Here is a 22986-nt window from a genome sequence, read left to right as displayed (position 1 = left end):
TTCTCACATATCTTGTATTGGGCGCGTTATTTTACGCTACTTTTTGCTGTGATAATGTTAAATTTTCTTTATTTTGTACAATAATTCCTTCCAATTCTAGCAATGCAATTTTCCCAGAAATTTCAGCAATAGATGGTATGTAATCTAATTGTTTTTCTTTGTAAGAAGCTTTTATTATTTCGTATATTCTGTCAACATTCGCAAGTTCACGTTTGCGTTTGCACGTTGTAATTGCGTCGATAATTAGTTTTTGCGTATTGTCATAATTTTTATAGTCTATGCTTAATTTTTCTGGTTTAGGTTGAGAATAAGCAAAGTAATGATGAGATTGAGGAAACAGAATATCTATATCTTGAGTTGAACACAATATTATAGCTTGTGAATCGTGTATTAGCTTGTTGCATCCTGCATTATTAGGCTGATTTATATCTCCTGGTATAGCGTATAGTTCGCGATTTAAATCCGTTGCCCATGTTGCAGTATTTAGCGCTCCGGATTGTAATCTTGCTTGAGCAACTATAATTTTTGATGCTAGAGCTGCAATAATTCTATTTCGCAATAAAAATCTGTGGCCTACTGGTGTTGTATCTGGGCATAGTTCGCTAATACACGCTCCGCCTTTTGCAATAATTTGTTCAAAAAGCTGATAATTGTATCTGGGCCCCATGTGATTTAATCCTCCTGCAAATACAGCAATGGTTTTTCCTGTAGGCTTATTTTCATCTACATCTTGTGCATCTAATGCTCCCCAATGTGCTGCTGCATCAATTCCGTATGCTCCACCAGAAATAACAGTATGACCTTTCGAAGCGCAATCATAAGCAAATTGATATGCAAGTTCTCTTCCGTAGTCTGTGCAAGAGCGTGAACCGACAATAGCAAGTGGATTATGACATTGTGTTAATGTTTGTGGATTCCCTACGCCCCATAAGCATAAAGGTGGTGAGAAATGACTTTGGAAAGCCAAATCTTGCAATTGTTTCGGCCAATATTTGCTGTGTGGCGCAATAATCCATTGCTTTCCGCCAGAAGTGAACCATTGACATAGTGATTCATTATTCCATGTCGGTAAATGCAATAATCGAACGCACCATTTTGAAATAGAATTGTGTAACACTTCTAAAGACTTAGGCGCATTATCGTTGTGATAACCCCACGCTGTTAAGCCCTTCTTGAAATAATTTTCTAATAGCGCAAGTTCTTTATGTTTTTTTATGAAGCTTAACATTGTAGATACTAATTCTTGATTTTTGTTACGTTTTCTTGAGCTAAAAGTTTTAGAATTGGCATCGTTTTCTTGATCTGCTACTTCACTAATAATTGGAAGTTGCATTTGTTGAGCTGAGCCTATTGATTGTTGTTTCGTATAATTTTTCACAATTGTTTTTAATAGTGAAACAATTTCTTTAGCGCTTTTAGATCCCAATAGTAGCGTGTACATAATCGCATCCGCTCCTTCAAGGCAGAATGTAAGTATTGCACGAGATATTGTTTCTTCGTCTGGTGAAGAAAAATCGCTAGATGCACTAATAGTTTCTTCCGTGTTGTCTATGTTATCCGTGTTGTTTATGTTTTTAGTATTCATATTCGTGTCCTTAAACTGATAGCTTGTGCAATGTCTGTCATGTCTGGTGAAGTGTGTCCAGAAAGATCAGCAAGCGTCCATGCGAGTCGCAATGCTCTATCTGCTCCGCGCAAACTCAATTGATGCTTTTCTAATGCACGGTTAATAAGTCCTACCGCTTGCTGTGAAGTGTATTTTCTAAGCCATGTTCCAGATGCTTGTGCGTTGCAATCCCAACCTTGCTTTATAAAACGGTCGCGAGCAATTTTGCGAGCTTCTATTACGTTATCTCGCATTGTTTTGCTATTTAGATACGTGTTTTTAACTGAGTTTTGTGCATTGTCTTGATGATGGTTTGACATAATAATTCGTTCTACTGGAGGTACATCCATTTGAATATCAATACGGTCAAGAATTGGTCCTGAAAGGCGTGAAAAATATCGTGCTCTTTCGCGCTCTTTGCAAGTGCAGCGCTCGCCATTTCCGTATGCGTATCCGCAAGGACAAGGATTTGCAGCAATAACAAGCTGGAATTTAGCTGGATAAAGAGTTGTACCTTTTGAGCGAGAAATAGCAATATGCCCTGATTCCAATGGTTCTCTTAGGGTTTGCAATACTCTAGGAGAAAACTCTGGAGCCTCATCCATAAACAGCACTCCGCAATGTGCTCTAGTAATAATCCCAGGTTTTGCAACTCCTGTTCCTCCTCCAATAAGAGAAGCTGCTGAAGCAGTATGGTGAGGTGCTTCAAATGGTGGAATATTGCTAATTCCGTAGTAGGGTAGTGTGCCACAAAGTGAACGAATTGAAGCAACCTCAAGCTGTTCTTGTTCGTTAAGTGGGCACATAATGCTTGGTATCCGTGAAGCTAGCATGGTTTTTCCAGATCCTGGAGGTCCAATCATCATCACGTGATGCCCTCCAGCTGCAGCAACTTGTAGAGCCCATTTTGTATGTTCTTGCCCTATTACTTCAGACATATCTCCAATTTCATATTTTGGTTCAATTTGTAGTGGGGAAGTGCTTTCTTCGTGAATTGACGAATTATAGTCTTCTTCTCCATTGTTATAATTTCCATTTCGTTCAAGAACTTGCATATGTTTATACGCAGGGTCTTCTTCAATAAGCTTTAGTGATTCTTCGCTCAAACTGCCATGCAATTGCGTCACTAAATCTAAAATATGGTGTATTCCAATAGATTCAATTCCATCTACAAGTTGCGCTTCGGCAAGATTTTCTTGCGGAATAAGCATTCGTTTAAAATGCATCTTTTTTGCGTAAAGTGCAATAGGAAGAATGCCTTGAATGGGTAATACTGTCCCGTCAAGATTTAGTTCTCCTAGAATAACTGTATTTTCTAATTCTGTAAGTGGAATATACTTTTCTGCGCTTAGTATGCTTGCTGCGATAGCTAAATCGTATGATGCTCCGCTTTTTGGCATTGAAGCAGGTGATAAGTTTACTGTTACTCTTCCTTCAGGCCATTTACAATGCAACGCAAAATGAGCTGATTTAACGCGCTCTCTTGCTTCGCTTAATGAAGTGTCAGGTAAGCCGATAATAGAAAAGTTTGGCATATTTCCAGATATAAAAGCTTGCAACTGAATAGTAAAAGCTTTAAGACCAATAAGTCCTATTGATGTTGCGTTTCCAATGTGCATTAGAATGCTCCTTGAACATGCTTGAATTGGATTGATGAATTATCTTCAATTTCTTCCAAAGATTGCAATTCATATGCAGAGTCTGGATAAGTGTATTTGTTAATAACAAGAATTGATACAGCGTCAAATCGAATACGGTAATGAGGTATATCGCTTCCGAATTCTTCCAGCCATTTCATACCAGTTGTACGTAATTTGCTACATTTTTCTTGAGTAATTGCTTCAAGCGGAGTGCCACAACGTACGCTTCTTCGAGTTTTTACTTCCACGAATACCAATTTTTGTTCTGGAGTAATCATCACCAAATCTAGCTCTCCATTACGGCAATGCCAGTTTCTGTCAATAATGTGCCACCCTTTTTGCATAAGTCGCAAAGCTGCGTATGTTTCTCCCAGTTTTCCCAACTCTTTACTTTCAAGAGAATCATCTTGAAGCTCGTTGGACACTTGTTCAAGTTTTTCTTGCAAAAATACTTGAGCAGTCTCAGCGTCGTCAATCTCGTCAAGCGAGATAATTTCATCGTCAATAATGTGTTTTTGTGTAATCATGCTGCTATTTTCTGTGCTTATTGAGCAGTAATCCAGATTTTTTAAGCATTGTGGATAAAAGCTATATACGGCGTGTTGTATTAGAAATTCAGTATATTTTTCGTATTTTTCTAAAACAAATTTCGCTATTTTTTGCAAACTGTTAATTCGTTATAGCTAATTTTGATAACCGCAGGTATGTACGAATGAACCATAGTGGCATATTGTCGTTATCACTTAAATAAATATGTAAACAGAAAACGGAGAAGTAAGCGGATGCGCAAAGTAAGCTGAAGCAAACTAATCTACTGTTTAAAAGTCGCAAAACTGGAGGGGTATTATGAGCGATATTGAAGAAACGCAAGGAAAGTATCATTTTGAAACCTTGCAATTGCATGTTGGTCAAGAGCAGGCGGATCCAGCAACTGATTCTCGTGCAGTTCCTATTTATCAAACAACAAGCTACGTGTTCCATGATTTTGATCATGCTGCAGCTCGTTTTGATTTGCGTGATGCCGGAAACATTTATGGTCGTTTGACGAATTCAACTCAAGATGTTTTTGAGCGCAGAATTGCAGCTCTTGAAGGTGGTACTGCAGCTTTGGCTGTTGCTTCTGGTGCAGCAGCTGTTGACTACGCTATTCGTAACATTACGCAGCAGGGCGATCACATCGTGTCTTCAAAGAATGTGTATGGTGGAACTTATAACCTTCTTCGTCACACTCTTCCTCGAGATGGTGTAACAACTACTTTTGTCGATCCTAAGAATCCTCAAAACTTCGAGGATGCTATTCAGCCAAATACAAAGCTTGTATACTTTGAAACTTTTGGTAATCCTAACGCAGATTTGCCTGATTTTGAGGCTATTTCCGAGATTGCGCATCGCCACAATCTTCCTGTTTTCGTTGACAACACTTTCGCAACTGCGTACCTTTTCCGTCCGCTTGAGCATGGTGCAGATATTGTAGTTGAGTCTGCTACGAAGTTTATTGGCGGCCATGGCACAACTCTTGGTGGCATTATTGTTGAAGGTGGCAATTTCGATTGGGCTAAAGTTCCTGGAAAATTCCCAACTCTTACTGAAGCTGACCCAAGTTACCACGGTTTGAACTTCTATGGAGCTTTAGGATCTGTAGCTTTTGTGACGCGTATTCGTGCGATTATTTTGCGCGATACTGGCGCTTGCATTAGCCCATTTGCTGCATTCTTGCTTTTGCAAGGCACGGAAACTTTGAGTTTGCGTGTTGAGCGTCACGTTGAGAATGCGTTGAAGGTTGTTCAATATTTGCAAACTGTGCCAGAAGTTGAATCTGTAAGTCATCCTTCTATTGAAGGTCGTTCTGATCACGAGCTTTATAAGCGTTACTTCCCGAACGGCGGCGGCTCTATTTTCACGTTTGATATTAAAGGTGGAAGGGATGCAGCTCGAGTATTTATTGACAATTTGCAGCTTTTCTCACTTCTTGCAAATGTTGCTGACGTGAAGTCATTGGTTATTCATCCTGCTTCTACTACGCACTCTCAGGAAACTCCTGAAGAATTGGAAGATCAAGGCATTCATGAAGGAACTATTCGTTTGTCTATTGGAACTGAACATATTGACGATATTCTTGCTGATTTGCAGCGCGGGTTTGACGCAGTTCGTAAAGCAGGACTTGCTTAAAGAGAAAGCGAAAGTAAAAGTAAAAATTATTAATTAAAAAATATTCCTGAAGATCCATTACCATTTTATTCGGAGCGCATTCGTATTTGTATGCGCTCCGATTTTTGTGTATATTCTGTAAATTTACGCATCATACTTTAGGATGAGATACTAATTCTTTCTAAATAATTTCCGCCTTACGCACGATAGTAACCAGCAGTCTTTTCCCGTAAATTTAAGTATTAGCAATAGATAACTATGCGATTACTACTTTTTAAGAAAAGGAGCAGGCATGAACAGTACGTACGAAACAAGCTCATACGAGCAAGAAAATGCTTTAGATTTTAGAGCAGATTTTAATCAAAACTTGATTGGTGAAACAGCGGTTGCAGCTTTGCATGTTGTTAAAGATTTCGGCAAGGGTTCAGGAATTGTTCACGCTTTGCGAGATGTAAGCGTAAGTTTTGAACGCGGAAAGTTTACTGCAATTATGGGTCCGTCTGGCTCTGGAAAGTCAACTTTAATGCATTCTTTGGCTGGACTTGACAGCGTTAATTCTGGAAAAGTTTTGGTTGATGGTTTAGATATTACGGGCATGAGTGATAAGCAGCTTACGCTTATGCGTCGCGAGATGGTTGGTTTTATTTTCCAAAGTTTTAATCTTCTTCCAATGTTTAGCGCTGAGCAAAATATTCTTATGCCTCTTACTTTGGCAGGCAAAAAGCCGGATAAGCAATGGTTTAATACACTAGTTAATACTCTTGGCTTGCAAAATCGCTTAAAGCACAGGCCTGCTGAGCTTTCAGGCGGTCAGCGCCAACGCGTTGCAATCGCTCGAGCTTTAATATCTAAGCCTTCCGTAGTTTTTGCAGACGAGCCTACCGGAAATCTTGACTCTGCTTCCAGCTTAGAAGTTTTGCATTTCTTGAAAAAGTCTGTAATGGAGCTTGGTCAAACTGTGATTATGGTTACTCACGACGCTGTTGCAGCCTCTTACGCGGATCGAGCAATCGTATTTGCAGATGGTCAAATCGTTGAAGACGTACAAAATCCTACTGCAGAAGGCATGAGCAAAATGCTTATGGAACGCAGCGAAGCTGGTATTAATAATCAGCCTGCACAATTGCAATAAAAGGTGGTGAAGTTAGAATGTGGAAAATCGCACTAAAGCTTATGCGTAAAAGCGTACGCATGCTAATAGCTTCTGGAATTGCAATTCTTATAGGCAGCATGTTTATGAGCGCTACTTTGCTTTTTGTGAACAGTGTTGACGACTTGATGGTTCGCAACGCAACGGAAGAATTCAGTAGCGCAAATTATGCAATCTCATTTAAAAATCCTAACAGCTCTCCGAGTAGTGAAATTCATTACAAAGACCTTCATTTAGACAAAATATCGAAGATGCCTGGTGTCAACGGTATTCGCAGTGACGATGCGACTGCGCTTGTAAGAGTGGAAAAAGGTGATAAATCAGTTACAAGTATTGCTTGGTCTAGTGGTTTGTATGGAAATCTTCCTGTGTATAAATCAACAGAAGGTAGAGATCCGCAAAAAATAGGCGAAATTACGCTTATTAAAAGTATTGCTAAATCAATACATGCAAACGTTGGCGATACTATAACTTTGGTTAAAGTAGATGACACTGGCGGAGATAAAGAAAAATCGTACGATGTTCGTGTGGTTGGTCTTGTAGACGATGGAGAACATTCTCAAATACCAGTTTCAAATCGCGGCACGTATCTTGGTGGAGTAACGAATGATTTTTGTGCAAAACTCAAAAATCTTAAGAATTTTGACAATCAAGTTGTGCAAAGCAAAGTATACATGAGTATTGATGAATCTAAAATAAACGATTTATCTCCTAAGATTAATGCTTTGCTTCCAGAGCAATTTTCTCTTATGTCTAGGCACGAAGTTGGTGTAAGATCTGTTCGAAATGTGTCTAACGGCACTAATTTTGTGACTATGTTCTTGCTATCGTTTGGTGTTCTAGCGTTGCTTATTTCTTCGCTTGTTATAGCAAATACATTCCAAGTTTTGGTTGCTCAACGCAGACGTACTCTTGCACTTTTGCGCGTAATCGGCGCACAATCGCACCAGCTTTATGCAGCAGTTTTGCTTGAAGCTGCAGTACTTGGAGTTATTTCTGCGGCTGTTGGCGTGCTTTGTGCAATCGGATTTATGGGCGTAATTAGTAACGTGAATATTAATTCTGGACCATTATCTAAGATTCCTTTGATTGTTTCGCTTCCAGCGGTTGTGTGGCCAATAGTAATTGGTGCAATTGTAACAGTTCTTGCGTCTATGGGTGCTGCTCGATCTGCTACAAAAGTAACGCCTATGGAAGCACTACGACCAATGGATTTGATTAAAGATAAGCGTGCAAGCATTATTCGCGCTGTTTTTGGTGTGATATTTATTGTTATAGGTATTTTAGCTACTGTTTTAAGTTTTAATGCTTTGACAAACATGATTGCGGGGAAATCACCTAATGCTGGTTCTGACTCTTGGATGACTTTGCTTGGAGCAATGTTTGGTTGTGCGCTTGTTTTTATTGGCATTATTATGACAGCCATATTCTGGATGCCGTTTGCTATGAAGGCAACTGGCGCAATCATGGCACTTTGTGGACCTGCTTCTAAAGTTGCTAATGCAAACGTGCAAAGAAATCCTAGAAGAGTTGCTGCAACGGGAACGGCTTTGCTTATTGGCGTAACGCTTGTTTCAACAGTAGTAACTGGCGCAATCTGCGGTAAAGCAACTCTTAAAGGTGTTGTTGATGACCGTTACAGTGTTGATATTATTATTCAAGGCAAGAATGTTGATGAATCTTTAGCTGCCGATATTTCAAAGATTAGTGGAATAAAGCATACTGAGTTGCTTCCTGCGGTTCCTATGACTTTTAAGAATGCCAAAGGCAAAACTGAGTACGCTATGGTAGCTGGAGTTGATAACGCAAATCAACTTAGAAATGTAATGCACACTGATCTTGATGGCGTCGAAATAAACAAGGATTCTGTGCTTTTGCCTAAGTTTGATAGTGAGGGTGGAGAGCCTTTTGAACTTAAAAAAGGAAACCTTAATCTACAAGCTTACGTAGAAAAGTACAGTTCTGGTGAAACAGACAGTAATAATATTACGCCATTTACTGGCATGAATACAGACTCGAGTAATAACGATAAGAGCATTACTGTAAAGCAAGTTCAGTTTAAGAAGTATCGAAATGTTGGTGTGTATTCAAATAATACTGCCTTTGTGAGCAAATCCTACTTCAATAACTATCTTAAGCCTACAACGCATATGCTGCTTATTTCGGTAGATTCTAGCAAAGGTAATCTTATAGATATTGTTAAAAACATTCGAAATGTTACATCTAACTATGCGGAGGTTATTGCTGCTGGAAGCGTGTTCCAGCGAGCGCAGTGGGAGAGTGCTATCGACATAATGATGATGTTGCTTGTTGGCTTAATAGCAGTAGCTGTTGTGATTGCTTTAATAGGTGTTGCAAACACATTAAGCTTGTCTGTTATTGAGCGAACCAAAGAATCTGCAACTTTGCGCGCAATAGGCATGACAAGAGGCCAGGTTAGAAGATCTCTTGCGTTGGAAGCAACGTTGATTTCCTTAACAAGCACTGTTTCAGGCTTGATTGTTGGAACAGCGTTTGGGTGGATTGGATCCTACATGGTGTTTAGCACAATTGGCAAAGTTCCGTTTGTAGTTGATTGGACTATTTACGCGGTTCTTGCTCTAATCGCTTTGCTTGCAGCGCTTCTTTCCAGCGTGCTTCCAGCTCGTAGAGCAGTGAAGTCTTCGCCAGTAGTTGCGCTCGCGGAAGAATAAATTTCGCAAAAATTATCTGTAGAAAGATAGTTTTTATAAGTTAAGTTGCAGAAAATAAAGATAATGCCGGTGTGTAAATTTTACGTGCCGGCATTATCTTTTTCTTAAGCTTTTTCGACACTCTGAAAAAATTTGTATTATCATTATTATTTTTTTATTAAAACGTGCGTATAATTATGCGACTAACATAATATTATGTATAAAAAGAGCATTTTTTATTAGTAATATTCAAAAATAATACGATTATTATTCATTATGACAAGTTATATCGGAAATATTCCGAATAAATGGCGTTGAAAATGTATTTATTCCTTTGTTATGCTCAAGAATGACTGCTGACATAAGTTAGACATGAAGGCCGCTACGAGCAAGGAGTAGAAAATATGGTAACGGTCAAGAAAAAATCTGCCGCAGCAATTGCAGGAATCTTATTGTTAATGCAAAGCCCAATGCCAGCGTGGGCGCAAGATGCTGCTGAGGTTGTACAAAATACACAAGTCCAAACAGAGGCGACTGTTAAAGCGTCTACTGAAAAAGCAATTGAAGAAGCTGAAAAGCGAGTTAGCGGATTAGAAGCTCAGATTGAAGATTATAAGAAAAAAGTCGAAGAGTTTGATGCTCTTTTAAATAAAATCGATGAGACTGAAAAAATAGCTGAAAACGCTGAGAAAGATAAGGAAAGGGAACTTTCAGAAGCTCAAAATGCACTTAAAATGGATTCCGAAGCTGCAAAAGCAAAGGTTGTGGAATTTGAAAAATCCAAAAAAGAAAAAGACAATGAGCTTACTGGGTTAAAAGAAGCGTATGGATTTTTGAAAGAGCAATATGATAATGCAAAATTAGCTCTTGACAATTTGCAAAATAATGAACAAGAAAAAAGTCAAACGAAAGAAAGAGTTGAAGCTAACATAAAGCAGTACGAATCGCAGATTTCAAATCTTCATAAAGATGTAGATAATCTTAAAGAATCTATTGCAAGTGATTCTGCTCAAGTTAAAGAGCATGAAACAAAAATGACTGATTTAGAATCTGCTTTAGAAAAAGCTGTTAAAGAAAATAATGGTGATATTGCTTCTATAAATAATCAGCTTAAAAAAGTTTCTGATGATCAAGCTTTGCTTTTTAAAAAAATTGAAAAAGATAAGAAATCTGTAGATGATAAAGAAAAAACTGTGAAAGAATTAGAAGTTCTTTTCCAGAATGCAAAGCAAGAATTTGAAAAAGCAAGTGAAGAACTTCAAAAGATTAAAGATCAAATTGATGAGTCTAAAAAAGATGTAGCCAAAAAGCTCGAAGCTTCTAATACTAAAGATTCTGAAGTAAAGAAAGCTGAGTCTGAAACAAAGCTTCTTAATAATATTATTGAGAACTATAAATTAGTTGGCAAAGGTGATGCGCTAAGCCAAAAAATTAAGTCGTTAAGAAATGGTGTTGAGGGTGCTAAAACATTTAAAAATAATCAGACTGATACAAGAGCTAATAACAATAAGCAAAAGAAGCAAGTTGAAGATTCTTTAAGAGCCGCAGAAACGAAGCTTGAGGAAGCTAGAGTTAAAGTTGCTACTCTCAAAGCTCAATTGGAACAGGAAAAAGCTCAAAAGAATCAGCAAAATGGTAACAGTTCTGCTGGTAATAATGAGGCAAAAGAATCTGAAAAACAGACTGCTCCTAGTGTTCCAGCACCTTCTGAGTCTAAGAAAGGTAGTGAATCTCAAGAGCATGTTGCTCCAGTTCCTGCACCTCCAGTAGCATCTGCTCCGAAAGTAGCAGATCCAGTTCCTGCACCTCCAGTAGCATCTGCTCCGAAAGCAGCTGATCCTGCGCCTGCAGTACCTGAAGCTAAGATTCCAGCTCCGTCTGTTAAAGCACCAGCTATGCCATCTGCTCCTGTTGTTCCGTCAGTATCTGTTGCTCCTGCAACCCCTGCGGTTCCAGCAGTTCAAGTTGAAGATAATTCAGCGCCTGCTGTTTCTGAAGCACCTTCGGCTCCTTCAGTGTCTTCAGCACCTGCAGCAAATCCTACGGTTGCAAATACTCAGAAGGCAGTAACTACAGTTGCTGAAGTATCTAAAAAGGTTTCTTCTGCAGCTGCATCTCAGGTGCCAGCTGTTGCAGATCAGTCAGAAAATGCTTCGCAAGCAAACAAGTCAACTGAGTCTCAGGTTTCAGAAGAAAACTCTACGAAGCCTGAAGATAACAAGGGTGATGTTGAAGAAGTTGACGAAAAGATTTCGGATACAGTAAGCGAAAATCCAAAAACTCAAGCTAGTGCTACAAGCGAGAACAAGTCTTCTGGCAATATGCTTAGCACTATAATGTTAGGTGTTTTGGGTGCGTTAACTATTTCTGGAGCTGCTGCTGCCGGCGTTACTGTTATGCGTCACCGTCGCCTACCGAAAGCATAAATTAAAAAGCTACTAGGTACGTTGACAAGCTAAATTTGCGGCTATTTGTGTATATGCATAAATAGCCGCAAATTTATATGCTTACGGCTTAATTAAGCCATTTTCATAAGCGAAAACTACAGCTTGAACGCGGTCTCGAGCATCGATTTTTCCTAAAATATGCGCAACATGAGTTTTAACTGTTGGTAAGCTAATAAATAGTTTGTCAGCAATTTCCTGATTTGAGAGTCCGTGAGCAATTTCAACAAGAACTTCGCGCTCTCTATCGGTAAGTTCTGTAATAGCTGAATTTGTGTACGCGCAGCTTTGTGTTTCTTGTGTAGTCGTATTTGTTTGCGCAGCCGAACTTGCTTTTGCAGCATAACTCGCAACGCTGTTTGCTTTACTATTTGTTGCTACTTTGCCTTGCTGAATCATATTTTCAATCAAGCGCTTCGTGGCAGTCGGAGCAATAATTGCGTTTCCTTGATATACCGTTCGTATGGAGTTAAGTAAAGTTTCAGGTTCAGTATCTTTCAAAAGGAATCCGGAAGCGCCCGCATGAATTGCAGCCATAACATATTCATCAAGGTCGAAAGTTGTTAGAATAATAATTTTAGTATTTTCGTTAGTTCTTTGCTGCAGAATCTTGCGAGTTGCTTCCAATCCGTCCATTACAGGCATGCGAACGTCCATAAGAATAATGTCTGGATTTTGGCCTTTAGAAAGCTCTACAATTTGTGATCCGTTAGAAGCCTGAGATACAACGTGCATATCTTGTTGCGAATTAATTACCATAGCAAATCCTGCACGAACAAGCTCCTGATCGTCTGCTATTGCGACTCGAATTACTCCATTGTTTTCCATATTTTCCATAGTATCAACTTACTCTTGCTTATTTAATGCGCTGTGTTGAATTTGCTCATCAAGTGGGGCAGCAGGGCGAATAGCAATCTCAGTTACATTCGCAACATTATTTGCTGAATTAGCGCTTGAACCTGTTTCTCGCAAAACTCCAAGCAATTTTCGCATATATTTCAGTGCTGAGCGACCTTCATCTCCAATATTTTTGAAAGCTTTACTAATTTCTTCACTTTGTTCATGTGATTGCTTTGGTTCTGATAACTTTCGATTTTCTGCATTACTATTTGCTTTTTCGTATTTATTTAGCATATCAATTCCGTTATTTGCGGCATCGATTACTTTATGCAATGTAACAGCAACTTTTTGCTGAATATTTGAGCTAAGTCGTTGCCTTTCTGCGTTCGCTGCAAGTACTTCTAACTGTTTTTGCTCTTGCTCAAGCTCCGTTCTGCGCGCTTTTAGAAGAAGCAAATTATTGTCATCATTTCTGCGGGAATAAGCAAATGCAATGGCCGCAAAACAAATTAACGCAACTATAAAACCAAAAACTAATCCTACGGATGCCATTTGCATAATGACATAAAAATTAGTTGTGTCTATTTTAGATGTAAAGAATTGTATTGGAGTTGCATTTTGTGGAATATTTCTTGATGCAATGCCAATTTTTAATGAAAAAATAGCAGATTCGGCGAGCACTACTGCGCTAACCCATTGCCATGTGCGCTTTTTGCCGTATAGAACTGCAGAATAAATAATGCTTGGAATAAATAAGTTAGCAAACAAAATATTAGGTAAGAATATTAGCTGTATTGCAGAAAATATTGCGGCAACAATTGCGCATGTAGTTGGAGCTTTTCTACGGAACATGAATGGCACCATGGTTGTAAGAGTAAATACTTTATAAAGTATTTGTGATGGAAGCGAGTTGGAATATTGTGAAGACATTCCATTCCCAACAATAAAATCGTAGGTTGGCAGAAAGAGCATCATAACAACCCAAGGTGATGCATAAATAATGTCTCCAATAAGCCAATGTTGTTCAAACCATTGTGATACTTTCTCAATCTTATTTCGTGAAGCATTTGCTTCTGGCAAGACTTCTGGCAAAACTTTTGATGAGGTTGGAGCATTTGCATTTGCAAGTTTTGTTTGCTCTACTGATTGATTATTGATTTTTGCATTCTCATAAGTAACGTTAGGAATACTATTTAATAAAGAAGCAGTAGTGTTTGACTGGTCTGTGCTGTAAGAATATGGAATAAAAGCAACAATACTAAACGTTCCATCGTTTAGTTTTCCATAATCAAGTGTGCCATGAAGATTTTCAATGCGCTCTTTCATGCCAATTAAGCCATAGCCGTTTTTATGTTGTGCATTGCTATTTTGCGCTTTGCTATCTTCGATTTTGTGTATTTCATTTGTAATTTTTAGTATTAAACCCTGGTTGTTCCACTCTTCATGAATGTTTACTTTAACGCATTCGCCTGCATGCTTTCGAATATTAGTAAGTGCTTCTTGAATAATTCTATATGCTACAGTTTGCGCATTTTTGTTGAGTTTATTAGAAGAATTTATGCCATCAACAGTATGCCAAAAAATATTATTTGGTGAAGCAATTCGCGCTTGCTCAATAAGCGAAGGCACATGATTCAAATTTGTGTCGTTAGAAGGTGCATCAGTTAAAGCTTCTAGCAGTCGACGCATGTCGTGAACGGCGCGCTCGGCTTCATTTTTAATAATATGCATTGTTTTTTTAGCGAGCGAAATATCTTTGGTTGCTGCATAACGTCCGCCATCTGCTTGCACAATAATAATAGAAAGCGTGTGAGCAACAATATCGTGCATATCTCTAGCAATTCTTGCTCGTTCTGCAGTAACAGCAATGTGTTGAGCTTTTCGGCGGTACGCGCGAATAGCATTATTGTGTTCTTGCAAAAGTTGAATAGTATGCACGTGAGTGCGCTGCCAGTAGCCAATAATAACCGTAATAGTGGTAATAATAATCGCAAAAATTATGGAAGGAATCGCAAAATCAAGTATATTCGAAACGCAATTTTTTATGTTACTACTATTTATATTTCGTACACTGCAAGTATAACTAGATTTCGAATGATTATTGCCATATATTGGTCCCATTACAGCATTCCACGATATTAATGCGCAAGATAATACGGTTGTTACGTAAGATGCAATAACAAAAGCTTTTGAATGTTCTGGATTTCCTAGCGCAATAGCGTTAACAAGCAGTACGAAACCAAAGAAATCAGCAAAAAGTTGAATAGGACCAAAGATTACTTGCACAATGCAAATAACAATAAAAGTAATAGCCGCCTGTTCGGGCCATAGTTTTCGTACTGAAAGTAGTAGTGCAACAACAATATTTATAAGTATTACTGCAATTAAAGAGCTTTGTGTCAAAAAGCCATCAACGTTGCTTATAACATAGCGATTGATTGAAAGAATAAAAAGAATGAATGGAATAATGAACCATAATATGTCGTTTAATGTGAGCTCTTTTCGTAAGCGTTGAATAACACTTTGAAACATATTAGGTACTTTCATAATTACTAGGCTAGTGCATAGCACTTTATAGAACAATCGAACTTGAGTATGATTTATATAAGAGTGTGTAATTTGTAGTTGCAATGTAGCACGCGAGTACAGAAAGGCAGTATTAATATGGCATTACTTACAAGCTACTATGTTCCGGGATTGCATGTTGAAGAGCGTGCGATTGACGTGCCTCTTGATTGGGAAGGCAACACTCCGGGTGGTGCTATTAAAGGTGAAACAATTCGATTGTTTTGTAGAGTAGTTTGTGCTCCTGAGCATGTACATGATAATTTGCCTTTGTTGGTATTTTTGCAAGGAGGTCCTGGTGGGCAGTGTCCGCGACCACTTTCGCCTTCTAGTGATGGTTGGATTCAAGAAGCTATTAAACATTTTCGCGTAGTCTTGCCGGATCAGCGTGGTGTTGGGCGTTCTTCAAGAGTGGACGCTTCAACTATGAAGCGCATGGCAGATGACGGTGTAAGCGTTGAGCGACAAGCATGGTATTTAAAGCGTTTCTTGGCTGACTCTATTATTCGCGATTTTGAACATTTGCGACTTACTGAATTTGATGCAAAACCGTGGGTTTCACTTGGTCAAAGCTATGGTGGCTTCTTGACCCTTACATATCTGTCACTATTCCCTCAAGGATTAATTGCAAGCTTTACAACAGGTGGTATTCCTCACGTTCCAGCAAATGCGCGTGAAGTCTATGAGCATACTTTTCCTCGTATGGCGCGCAAAACTGAGCAATTCTATGAGCGCTATCCGCAGGATGTCGCTCGTGCTGCAGCTATTGCAGATCGTATTGCGCAAGGTGATGTTGTGCTTCCGAATGGTGAAAAACTTACGGTTGAGCGATTCCAAATGTTGGGATCTTCCTTTGGTATGAAACCAAGTTTTGAGCGAGTGCACTGGCTTCTTGATTCTGCATTTGCAGATGGGGATGGTTCTTTGAAAGCATTTAAGCACGGCGGAGGAGCTTCTGCAGGTAGCTTAAGTGACGAATTTGTGTACGGTGTCATGGATTCTACAGCTTCTAGTCCACTTTATTGGCCACTGCAAGAATTTATTTATGCTGACGGCGAATTAGACCATCCAATTTTGTGGGCTGCTCAACAGGTTCGAGAAACTATGCCAGAGTTTTCTGGTTCTGCTCGTCCTCTTCTTTTCACTGGCGAAGCAATGTTCCCTTGGATGTATGATCAAGAGCTTGCTTTGCAACCATTCCTTCCAGCTGTTGACTGCTTGATGAAAGATAAGCAGTTTGGCAAAATTTACGATCAAGATCAACTTGCTAATAACGAAGTTCCATTGCAATCAGCAGTTTACTTTGACGATATGTACGTAGATTCTGGTCTTCAGCTTGACACTCTTTCTCGTATTGCCAACTCCCACTATTGGACGACGAACGAGTTTGAGCATGATGGTTTACATGGAGACATTGTTTTCCGTCATTTGTTTGATGAAGCGTTGAATCGTGGTGATTTAGAGGGAATTTACAAGAGATAAGCAGTATATAAAGGTAATAATTTTAATATGCGCAATGATTATAGTGCACTCTTTGCTATGCTATACATCTGTTTGCTTAGTAATGAGTGCGCTACTGTTTTATCAATGCGCTAAAGGGGGTCATGTATGGGTACTTGTGTATCTGGAACTGTTGGTTTTATAGGTTATGGCAATATGGCACAAGCAATCGCTAAAGGTGCTCTTAATGCAGGAGTATTGCAAGGTGAAAATATTGTTGCGTGCGCGCATAATTTTGAAAAACTCGAGCATAATACTTCGCTAATTGGCGCTCGCGCTATGCGTACTGCTCAAGAAGTGTGTGAAGCAAGTGATGTGATTATTATTGCTGTAAAGCCGTATCAGGTTGCTGAAGTGCTTAAGCCAGTTTGTGAAATTATTAATGAACGAGGTATTGCTGTTATTTCCGTTGCAGCCGGTTGGACGCTTGAGCGTTACATGGAACTGCTTGGAAAGAATGCTCATGTTCAGTGCATTATTCCGAATACTCCTATTGCGGTAGGCCAGGGTGTGACTTTAGCTGAAACTTCTAATTCTCTTACGGATGTTCAACTTTCAATGTTTAATGCTTTATTTGAGCCAATTTCTTTGGTAGAGCGTGTGGATGCTGAACATATGAATATTGCAATGTGTATTTCTAGCTGCGCTCCAGCTTTTACAGCAATGTATATTGAAGCATTGGGTGATGCTGGTGTGAAATATGGTTTGCAACGTGATTGTGCTTACCGCTTAGCTGCAAAAATGATTGAAGGAGTAGGTGCGTTATACATGGATTCGCGCTCGCATCCAGGTCAAATGAAAGATGCGGTGTGCTCTCCTGGAGGAACAACTATTCGTGGCGTTGCTGAGCTAGAATCTCGCGGATTTAGGGGAGATGTGATTGCTGCAGTTGATGCTATTGAAAATAAATAGTAAATAAAATCAAGTTGTGTCGGCTTTCCCGGCGCTGGTCTAAACTAGGTAAATATGTCTTTAACTATTGGAATTGTTGGATTGCCAAACGTTGGCAAGTCCACTATGTTTAATGCTTTAACTCGCAACAACGTTTTGGCGGAGAATTATCCGTTTGCAACTATTGAGCCTAATACTGGTATTGTTCCGCTTCCGGATCGTCGTCTTCCAGTTTTAGCTAAATTAGTTAATACTGAAAAGATTGTTCCAGCAACAGTTACTTTTGTTGATATTGCAGGTATTGTTAAGGGTGCTTCCGAGGGCGAAGGCTTGGGCAATAAGTTCCTTGCTAATATTCGCGAAGCAGACGCTATTTGCGAAGTTGTGCGCGCGTTTAATGACGACGATATTGTGCATGTTAACGGAAAAGTAGATCCTGCTGACGATATTGACACGATTAATACTGAGCTTATTCTTGCCGATATGCAAACTATTGATAATGCCTTGCCAAAGCTTGAAAAAGATTTGCGTGGTAAGAAAGTTACGCAGGAATACGTAGACGCTGTAAATAAAGCTAAGGAAATTCTTGAATCTGGCAAAACTATTGACCAGGCTCATAACGAAAAGCTTATTGATAAAAACGATGTGTATGATTTGCACTTGCTGACTGCTAAGCCGTTTATTTACGTGTTTAATGTAGATGATTCGGAGTTGGCTGATGAAGATTTGAAGTCTAAACTTTCTGCTTCTGTAGCTCCTGCAAAAGCAATCTTCTTGAATGCTCAGTTTGAGTCCGAGCTTACTGAGCTCGACGAAGCTGATGCTCGTGAAATGCTTGAAGATGCTGGATTAAAGGAATCTGGTTTGGATCAGCTTGCTCGCGTAGGATTCGATATTTTAGGTCTTCAAACCTATTTAACTGCTGGTGTTAAAGAAGTTCACGCTTGGCAGATTCATAAAGGTTGGACTGCTCCTCAAGCTGCAGGCGTTATTCACACTGATTTTGAGCGCGGATTCATTAAAGCAGAAATCGTATCTTACGATGATTTCGTTGCGGCTGACGGTTCTATGGCAAAAATTAAGGAAGAAGGAAAGCTTCGTCTTGAAGGTCGCGACTACGTGATGCAAGACGGTGATATTGTCGAATTCAAATTTAATGTATGATTATTTTTATGTTCGTTCAAAAAAATCTATGATTTTTATGTTACGAGTGATTTTAATATCATAATAAATAAAAGATTTATTTTTTTTTTTAGCGTTGCTCTCCTCAGTTTGCTGTTAAACTAGGGGGAGCAACGTTTTTGCTTTTACAATGGAGATGTTATGCAATTTATTCGTAACTTTGTGAGCGATATACGCAAGTGTGTTCGCATTGTTGCAAGATTTTGCAAATGGTGGAAGCGTAGCTCTAATTTTGCTCGTTGCGTTGCGTCAGCTTTATTGGCTGCATTATTGATTCCGTTCTTATGCTTTGTTGGTTTTGAAACTTCTAATGTTGTTTCTGCTTCTTTAATGTATAGTGCTCAGTTAAAAAAAATTAATTTGAGTGAGCGCGAAAAAATTGATTGCAAAATAAGCAAGCTGAATAGGAATGATAAATCTTTTATTAAAAAGTATTGCAAAAATTATCTAAAGAATAAGTCTTTAGTTAAACCTAATTTTTGGAAATATCCTACTGGTGGAGCCTATCCTAATCTTACGGGAATAAAGGTTTCGGATTTGCATGTGAATGTAAATTTGAAAAAACAGCGTGTTTATATTATTGCTCATGGGAAAACTGTGTATTCAATGGTTATGAGTTCTGGAATAAAAGACTCGACTCCTCATGGTAATTATCAAATTAATGGTCGTGGTGATCATTTCTTTAATCAAGATGAAAAAGTTGGAGCGGACTACTGGGTTGCTTTTATTGGATCGCAATATTTATTCCATTCTGTGCCGACGAATTATAATTTTGGAGAATATATTCCGTCAGAAGGCATGAAGCTTGGAAAGCCTGCATCGCATGGTTGTGTGCGTTTAAGCGTTGCTGATGCCAAATGGTTTTATAAAAATATTCCTGATGGAACGGCTGTGCATATTGGATAGATTTTTCAAGAATACACGCAAATAAATTATCGAGAATATAAAATGAGGATCTTCAAACGAAGACCCTCATTTGTTAAGCAAAACTATTTTGTAATGTTTTATTTAGAAGAACAGTACTGCAGCTGCATAAGCCAAAGCAACTAAAACAATAGAAGCTAGGAAGCTTGCTGCAAATGCTGCACGGCCTTGCTTAAAAATAGCACGGAAGTTTACGTTAATTCCAAGTGCAGCCATAGCCATGCCAAGGAAAACGTATCCTGCTTCTACAAGAGTTGATGCGTGTGCTGTTACGAAAGGAACGTAAGTTCCAATAACGGATGCTGCAATAAATCCAAGCATAAACCATGGGAAGCTAATCTTATGCTTTCCACCATTTTCAACTTTGCTATGACGAGCATTCCACCAAATTGCAATAAAGATGGAAGCTGGAACGAGCATAAGAACTCGTGAAAGCTTCATGATTGTTGCGACATCAATACTATCGAATGCTCCGCCAGCTGCAACGGCATGTGCGATTTCATGAAGAGATGCTCCAGATGTAATGCCAAGCTGCTGCTTTGTCATGCCAAAGTTAGGCAGGATGAAGATTTCAGCAAGAGCGTAAATAGTGCCCATAATTGCAACTGTTGCAACAGCCATAACTTCGTTCTGCTCTTTTTCGTCTTCCTCTTCTGGAAGAACTGGCATTGAGCCAGAAAGACCCATAACTGCAGCAGCGCCACAAATACTTGTGCCTCCTGCTGTAAGCATTGCAAGCTGAGGATTTACTTTCAAGAGTTTAGCAATGTTATAGGTTACGCAAACCATTATGGCAACTAATACTGCTGCAATAGGCAAGCATTTAATGCCCTTTGTAAACAGATCGTGCAAATTCAGCTTAAAGCCGAGGAGAATAATACCTAGGCGAAGAAGTTTGTTTGCAATCAAACCAGCAGCGCTTTTAACGCCTGCTCGCCTTGAATCATTATTCATTTTGTACACGTGCAATGGCAGCTGCAGAGCCATGCCAACAAGCAACGCAATAATAAGAGCACCAAGTAATTGGAAACCTGGGTACTGCTTAAGCCAGCTACCAATAAAGGAAGCTAGAAGTGTCAATACAGCGATAAGAGCCATATCGATGGTGCAGATTTTCTTTTTCCATGTATCAAAGAAATTAACCATTTAGCTCATTATTCTCTCACAATCGGACAAAAACGAACATAAATTAAAAAATTAAGCAAATTTTATATAATTTTGCTGCAAATAAACGCGACACGCCGACATAAAATCACATAATCGAACATAATAACTCAATTTATATTGCAGATATTTTTGCTAGTAAATAATTCCTTGAAAAAATAAATAAATCTGCGATTATGGTAAACGTATAAAGGAGATTTTATGAACAAGTGCACTGTGAAGATTAAGCGTGTGTATGAAACGGTTAGTGAAGATGATGGTGTGAGAGTCTTGGTTGATAGACTTTGGCCGCGTGGTATAAGCAAAGAATATGCTCATATTGATAAATGGCTTAAAGATATTGCTCCTACTTCGCAGTTGCGCAAGTGGTTTAATCATGACCCGGAGCATTTTGAAGAATTTTCACATCGTTATGTTGAAGAACTTGATTCAAATCATGAAGCTGTTGGTGTGATTATGGATTTGTTTAATAAGTATCAAACTATAACTTTGTTGTATGCTGCAAAAAATCCAAAAGTAAATCACGCATTAGTTTTGCAAGAATATTTGCAAAAATTACTTGCTTGAGTATGTGTTTACTAATTTTGCGATTGTTTAACTTTGCTTAACTTTAATTATTTTATAAACATAAGTTAGTAGAAACTAACTTTAGTTGGTGCTCATTGCAATCTTTTCAACACGCCGATTTTGCTTGATATTTCAACAAAAATAAAAAACAAAACTGTAATTTTTTTCTTATTCTCGACACTTGCGTTTTGTAACATTAGAATGTCCATTTGGCATATGGGTCGGTGGTGCAATGGAGGCCTCCCAGAAGCTGCCATCCCAGCGCTCGACGAGTGCTTGTTTTTTTTTTTAAGCGATCACTTGTTTACCAAACATTTTGCATAGCTTGTTTTTACAAGGAGAAGAAATGAATTCGTTATTCACGTGGCAGCTTCACGGCGATGGTAAAACATTAAAACCGGGTGAGGTTGTGGAGCCAGATGAGCGTTTGACTTGGACTCGTACTGCTGGTATTGGTGCTCAGCATGTTATTGCAATGTTCGGTGCTACCTTCTTGGTGCCTATTCTTACTGGCTTTGATCCATCAACAACATTGATGTTCACTGCTATTTCTACAGCACTGTTCTTACTTATTAACGCAAATAAGCTTCCTAGTTACCTGGGAAGCTCTTTTGGTCTTATAGCACCTGTTACAGCTGTAACAACAGCTCATAAAGGTATTGCTGTTGCAAGCTTTGGCATTATGTGCACAGGTTTGCTTCTTGCTCTTATCGGTGTGATTGTGCATTTTGCAGGAGCTAAGTGGATTGACATTATTATGCCGCCTGTTGTAAACGGTGCAATCGTTGCAATTATCGGTTTTAATTTAGGTCCTGCAGTTTGGACTAACTTCCAGAAAGCTCCAGATACAGCACTTGTAACACTAGTTGCTGTAATGCTTATTGCTGTAGTTTTCCGAGGACTTCTTGGTCGTTTGAATATTCTTTTAGGTGTTCTTGTTGGTTATGCTTACGCGTGCTTCCAAGGTCAAGTTGATTTTAAAAAGATTGAGGAAGCTTCTTGGATTGGTTTCCCTAAATTCCACACTCCACAAGTTGATTTCTCTGTTCTACTTATGTTCTTGCCGGTAGTGCTTGTTCTTATTGCAGAAAATGTTGGTCACGTAAAGTCTGTAGCTCAAATGACCGGTCGCGACTATGACTCTAAGATTGGAACTGCATTATTCGCAGACGGTTTTGGTACAGCTATTGCTGGTTTATTCGGAGGTTGCGGTACTACTACTTACGGTGAAAATATTGGCGTTATGGCTGCAACAAAGGTTTATTCTACTGCAGCTTATTGGTGTGCTGCATTCTTCGCATTCATCTTGAGCCTCTGCCCAAAGTTCGGTGCTGTTGTAAACTCAATTCCAGCTGGCGTTCTCGGTGGCGTGACTACTTTGCTTTACGGCATGATCGGCATGATTGGCATAAGAATTTGGGTTGAAAACAAAGTGAACTTCGATAAGCCAGTGAATATTATGATTGCTGCAATCGTTATGATTATTGGCATTGCTAATTTCAATTTTGCACTTTCTGGCATTCAGTTCAACGGTATTGCAATCGGAACCGTCGTGGTGTTGGTTGTATACCACTTATTGAAGGCTATTGGAAAGCTTACTGGCACGATTGCTAAAGACGATCCAGATATTGCTTAACAATACAGTTTGATTTCCTAATCGCAAAATCTTATTTCTCTAAGCGCGTTCGCATTA

The 22986-nt window shown here is 39.0% G+C and carries 16 protein-coding genes; 10 read left to right on the top strand and 6 right to left on the bottom strand.

Features of this window, described 5'->3' with window-relative positions; genetic code table 11:
* Positions 1–31: 31 nt before the first annotated feature.
* The 3 genes from dprA to HXT34_RS03340 are packed head-to-tail and all read right to left on the bottom strand — an operon-like array spanning position 32 to position 3773.
* The gene (gene dprA / locus HXT34_RS03350; RefSeq protein WP_415683059.1) at positions 32–1585 is read right to left on the bottom strand and encodes a DNA-processing protein DprA; all 1554 of its coding nucleotides are present in this window, start codon (positions 1583–1585) and stop codon (positions 32–34) included.
* Entirely contained in the window at positions 1582–3225 is a 1644-nt protein-coding gene (locus tag HXT34_RS03345) for a YifB family Mg chelatase-like AAA ATPase (RefSeq protein WP_391496416.1), read from the bottom strand. The genes dprA and HXT34_RS03345 overlap by 4 nt, the downstream gene beginning before the upstream one ends.
* Entirely contained in the window at positions 3225–3773 is a 549-nt protein-coding gene (locus HXT34_RS03340; protein WP_419399068.1) for a YraN family protein, read from the bottom strand. Before HXT34_RS03340 ends, HXT34_RS03345 begins: the two co-directional genes overlap by 1 nt.
* Positions 3774–4092: 319 nt before the next feature.
* On the opposite strand from HXT34_RS03340, the gene HXT34_RS03335 reads away from it, so the two are divergent.
* The 4 genes from HXT34_RS03335 (at position 4093) to HXT34_RS03320 (ending at position 11642) form a co-directional block, all read left to right on the top strand.
* Positions 4093–5415 carry an O-acetylhomoserine aminocarboxypropyltransferase/cysteine synthase family protein gene (locus HXT34_RS03335; RefSeq protein WP_421784377.1) on the top strand — a complete coding sequence of 441 codons (1323 nt, stop codon included), beginning with the start codon at positions 4093–4095 and terminating at the stop codon, positions 5413–5415.
* 271 nt (positions 5416–5686) lie between these two features.
* Positions 5687–6526, top strand: a complete 840-nt coding sequence (locus HXT34_RS03330) for an ABC transporter ATP-binding protein (protein ID WP_421784376.1) — start codon at positions 5687–5689, stop codon at positions 6524–6526.
* A gap of 17 nt (positions 6527–6543) precedes the next feature.
* On the top strand, positions 6544–9237 hold the full coding sequence (locus HXT34_RS03325; RefSeq protein WP_421784375.1) for an ABC transporter permease: 2694 nt from the start codon (positions 6544–6546) through the stop codon (positions 9235–9237).
* A gap of 383 nt (positions 9238–9620) precedes the next feature.
* Entirely contained in the window at positions 9621–11642 is a 2022-nt protein-coding gene (locus tag HXT34_RS03320) for a chromosome partitioning protein ParA (RefSeq protein WP_421784374.1), read from the top strand.
* Between the two features lie 81 nt (positions 11643–11723).
* Here HXT34_RS03320 and HXT34_RS03315 read toward each other — a convergent pair whose 3' ends face one another.
* Positions 11724–12497 (bottom strand): response regulator, encoded by a 774-nt coding sequence (locus HXT34_RS03315; RefSeq protein WP_415686913.1) that lies wholly within the window; start codon positions 12495–12497, stop codon positions 11724–11726.
* A gap of 9 nt (positions 12498–12506) precedes the next feature.
* On the bottom strand, positions 12507–15047 hold the full coding sequence (locus HXT34_RS03310) for a sensor histidine kinase (RefSeq protein ID WP_421784373.1): 2541 nt from the start codon (positions 15045–15047) through the stop codon (positions 12507–12509).
* 117 nt (positions 15048–15164) lie between these two features.
* Between HXT34_RS03310 and HXT34_RS03305 the strand changes: the two genes are divergently transcribed.
* The 4 genes from HXT34_RS03305 to HXT34_RS03290 all read left to right on the top strand — a co-directional run bounded on the left by HXT34_RS03305 (position 15165) and on the right by HXT34_RS03290 (position 19544).
* A complete protein-coding gene (locus tag HXT34_RS03305) occupies positions 15165–16547 on the top strand; it encodes an alpha/beta fold hydrolase (RefSeq protein ID WP_415683853.1) in 1383 nt (460 codons plus the stop codon).
* A gap of 126 nt (positions 16548–16673) precedes the next feature.
* On the top strand, positions 16674–17477 hold the full coding sequence (gene proC, locus HXT34_RS03300) for a pyrroline-5-carboxylate reductase (protein WP_415686911.1): 804 nt from the start codon (positions 16674–16676) through the stop codon (positions 17475–17477).
* 54 nt (positions 17478–17531) lie between these two features.
* On the top strand, positions 17532–18620 hold the full coding sequence (gene ychF / locus HXT34_RS03295; protein ID WP_415683855.1) for a redox-regulated ATPase YchF: 1089 nt from the start codon (positions 17532–17534) through the stop codon (positions 18618–18620).
* Positions 18621–18779: 159 nt separating this feature from the next.
* Entirely contained in the window at positions 18780–19544 is a 765-nt protein-coding gene (locus HXT34_RS03290; protein ID WP_421784372.1) for a L,D-transpeptidase, read from the top strand.
* 102 nt (positions 19545–19646) lie between these two features.
* Here HXT34_RS03290 and HXT34_RS03285 read toward each other — a convergent pair whose 3' ends face one another.
* Positions 19647–20708, bottom strand: coding sequence for a YeiH family protein (locus HXT34_RS03285; RefSeq protein WP_415689884.1), 1062 nt, complete (start codon positions 20706–20708; stop codon positions 19647–19649).
* Between the two features lie 219 nt (positions 20709–20927).
* On the opposite strand from HXT34_RS03285, the gene HXT34_RS03280 reads away from it, so the two are divergent.
* Positions 20928–21293, top strand: a complete 366-nt coding sequence (locus tag HXT34_RS03280; protein WP_101892149.1) for a DUF488 domain-containing protein — start codon at positions 20928–20930, stop codon at positions 21291–21293.
* 346 nt (positions 21294–21639) lie between these two features.
* Positions 21640–22929 carry a uracil-xanthine permease family protein gene (locus tag HXT34_RS03275; RefSeq protein WP_415683858.1) on the top strand — a complete coding sequence of 430 codons (1290 nt, stop codon included), beginning with the start codon at positions 21640–21642 and terminating at the stop codon, positions 22927–22929.
* Positions 22930–22986: the final 57 nt, after the last annotated feature.

It is taken from the genome of Gardnerella sp. DNF00983 (genome assembly GCF_049244265.1).
GTDB lineage: Bacteria > Actinomycetota > Actinomycetes > Actinomycetales > Bifidobacteriaceae > Bifidobacterium > Bifidobacterium vaginale_J.
This window is presented reverse-complemented; position numbering and strand designations above follow the sequence as displayed.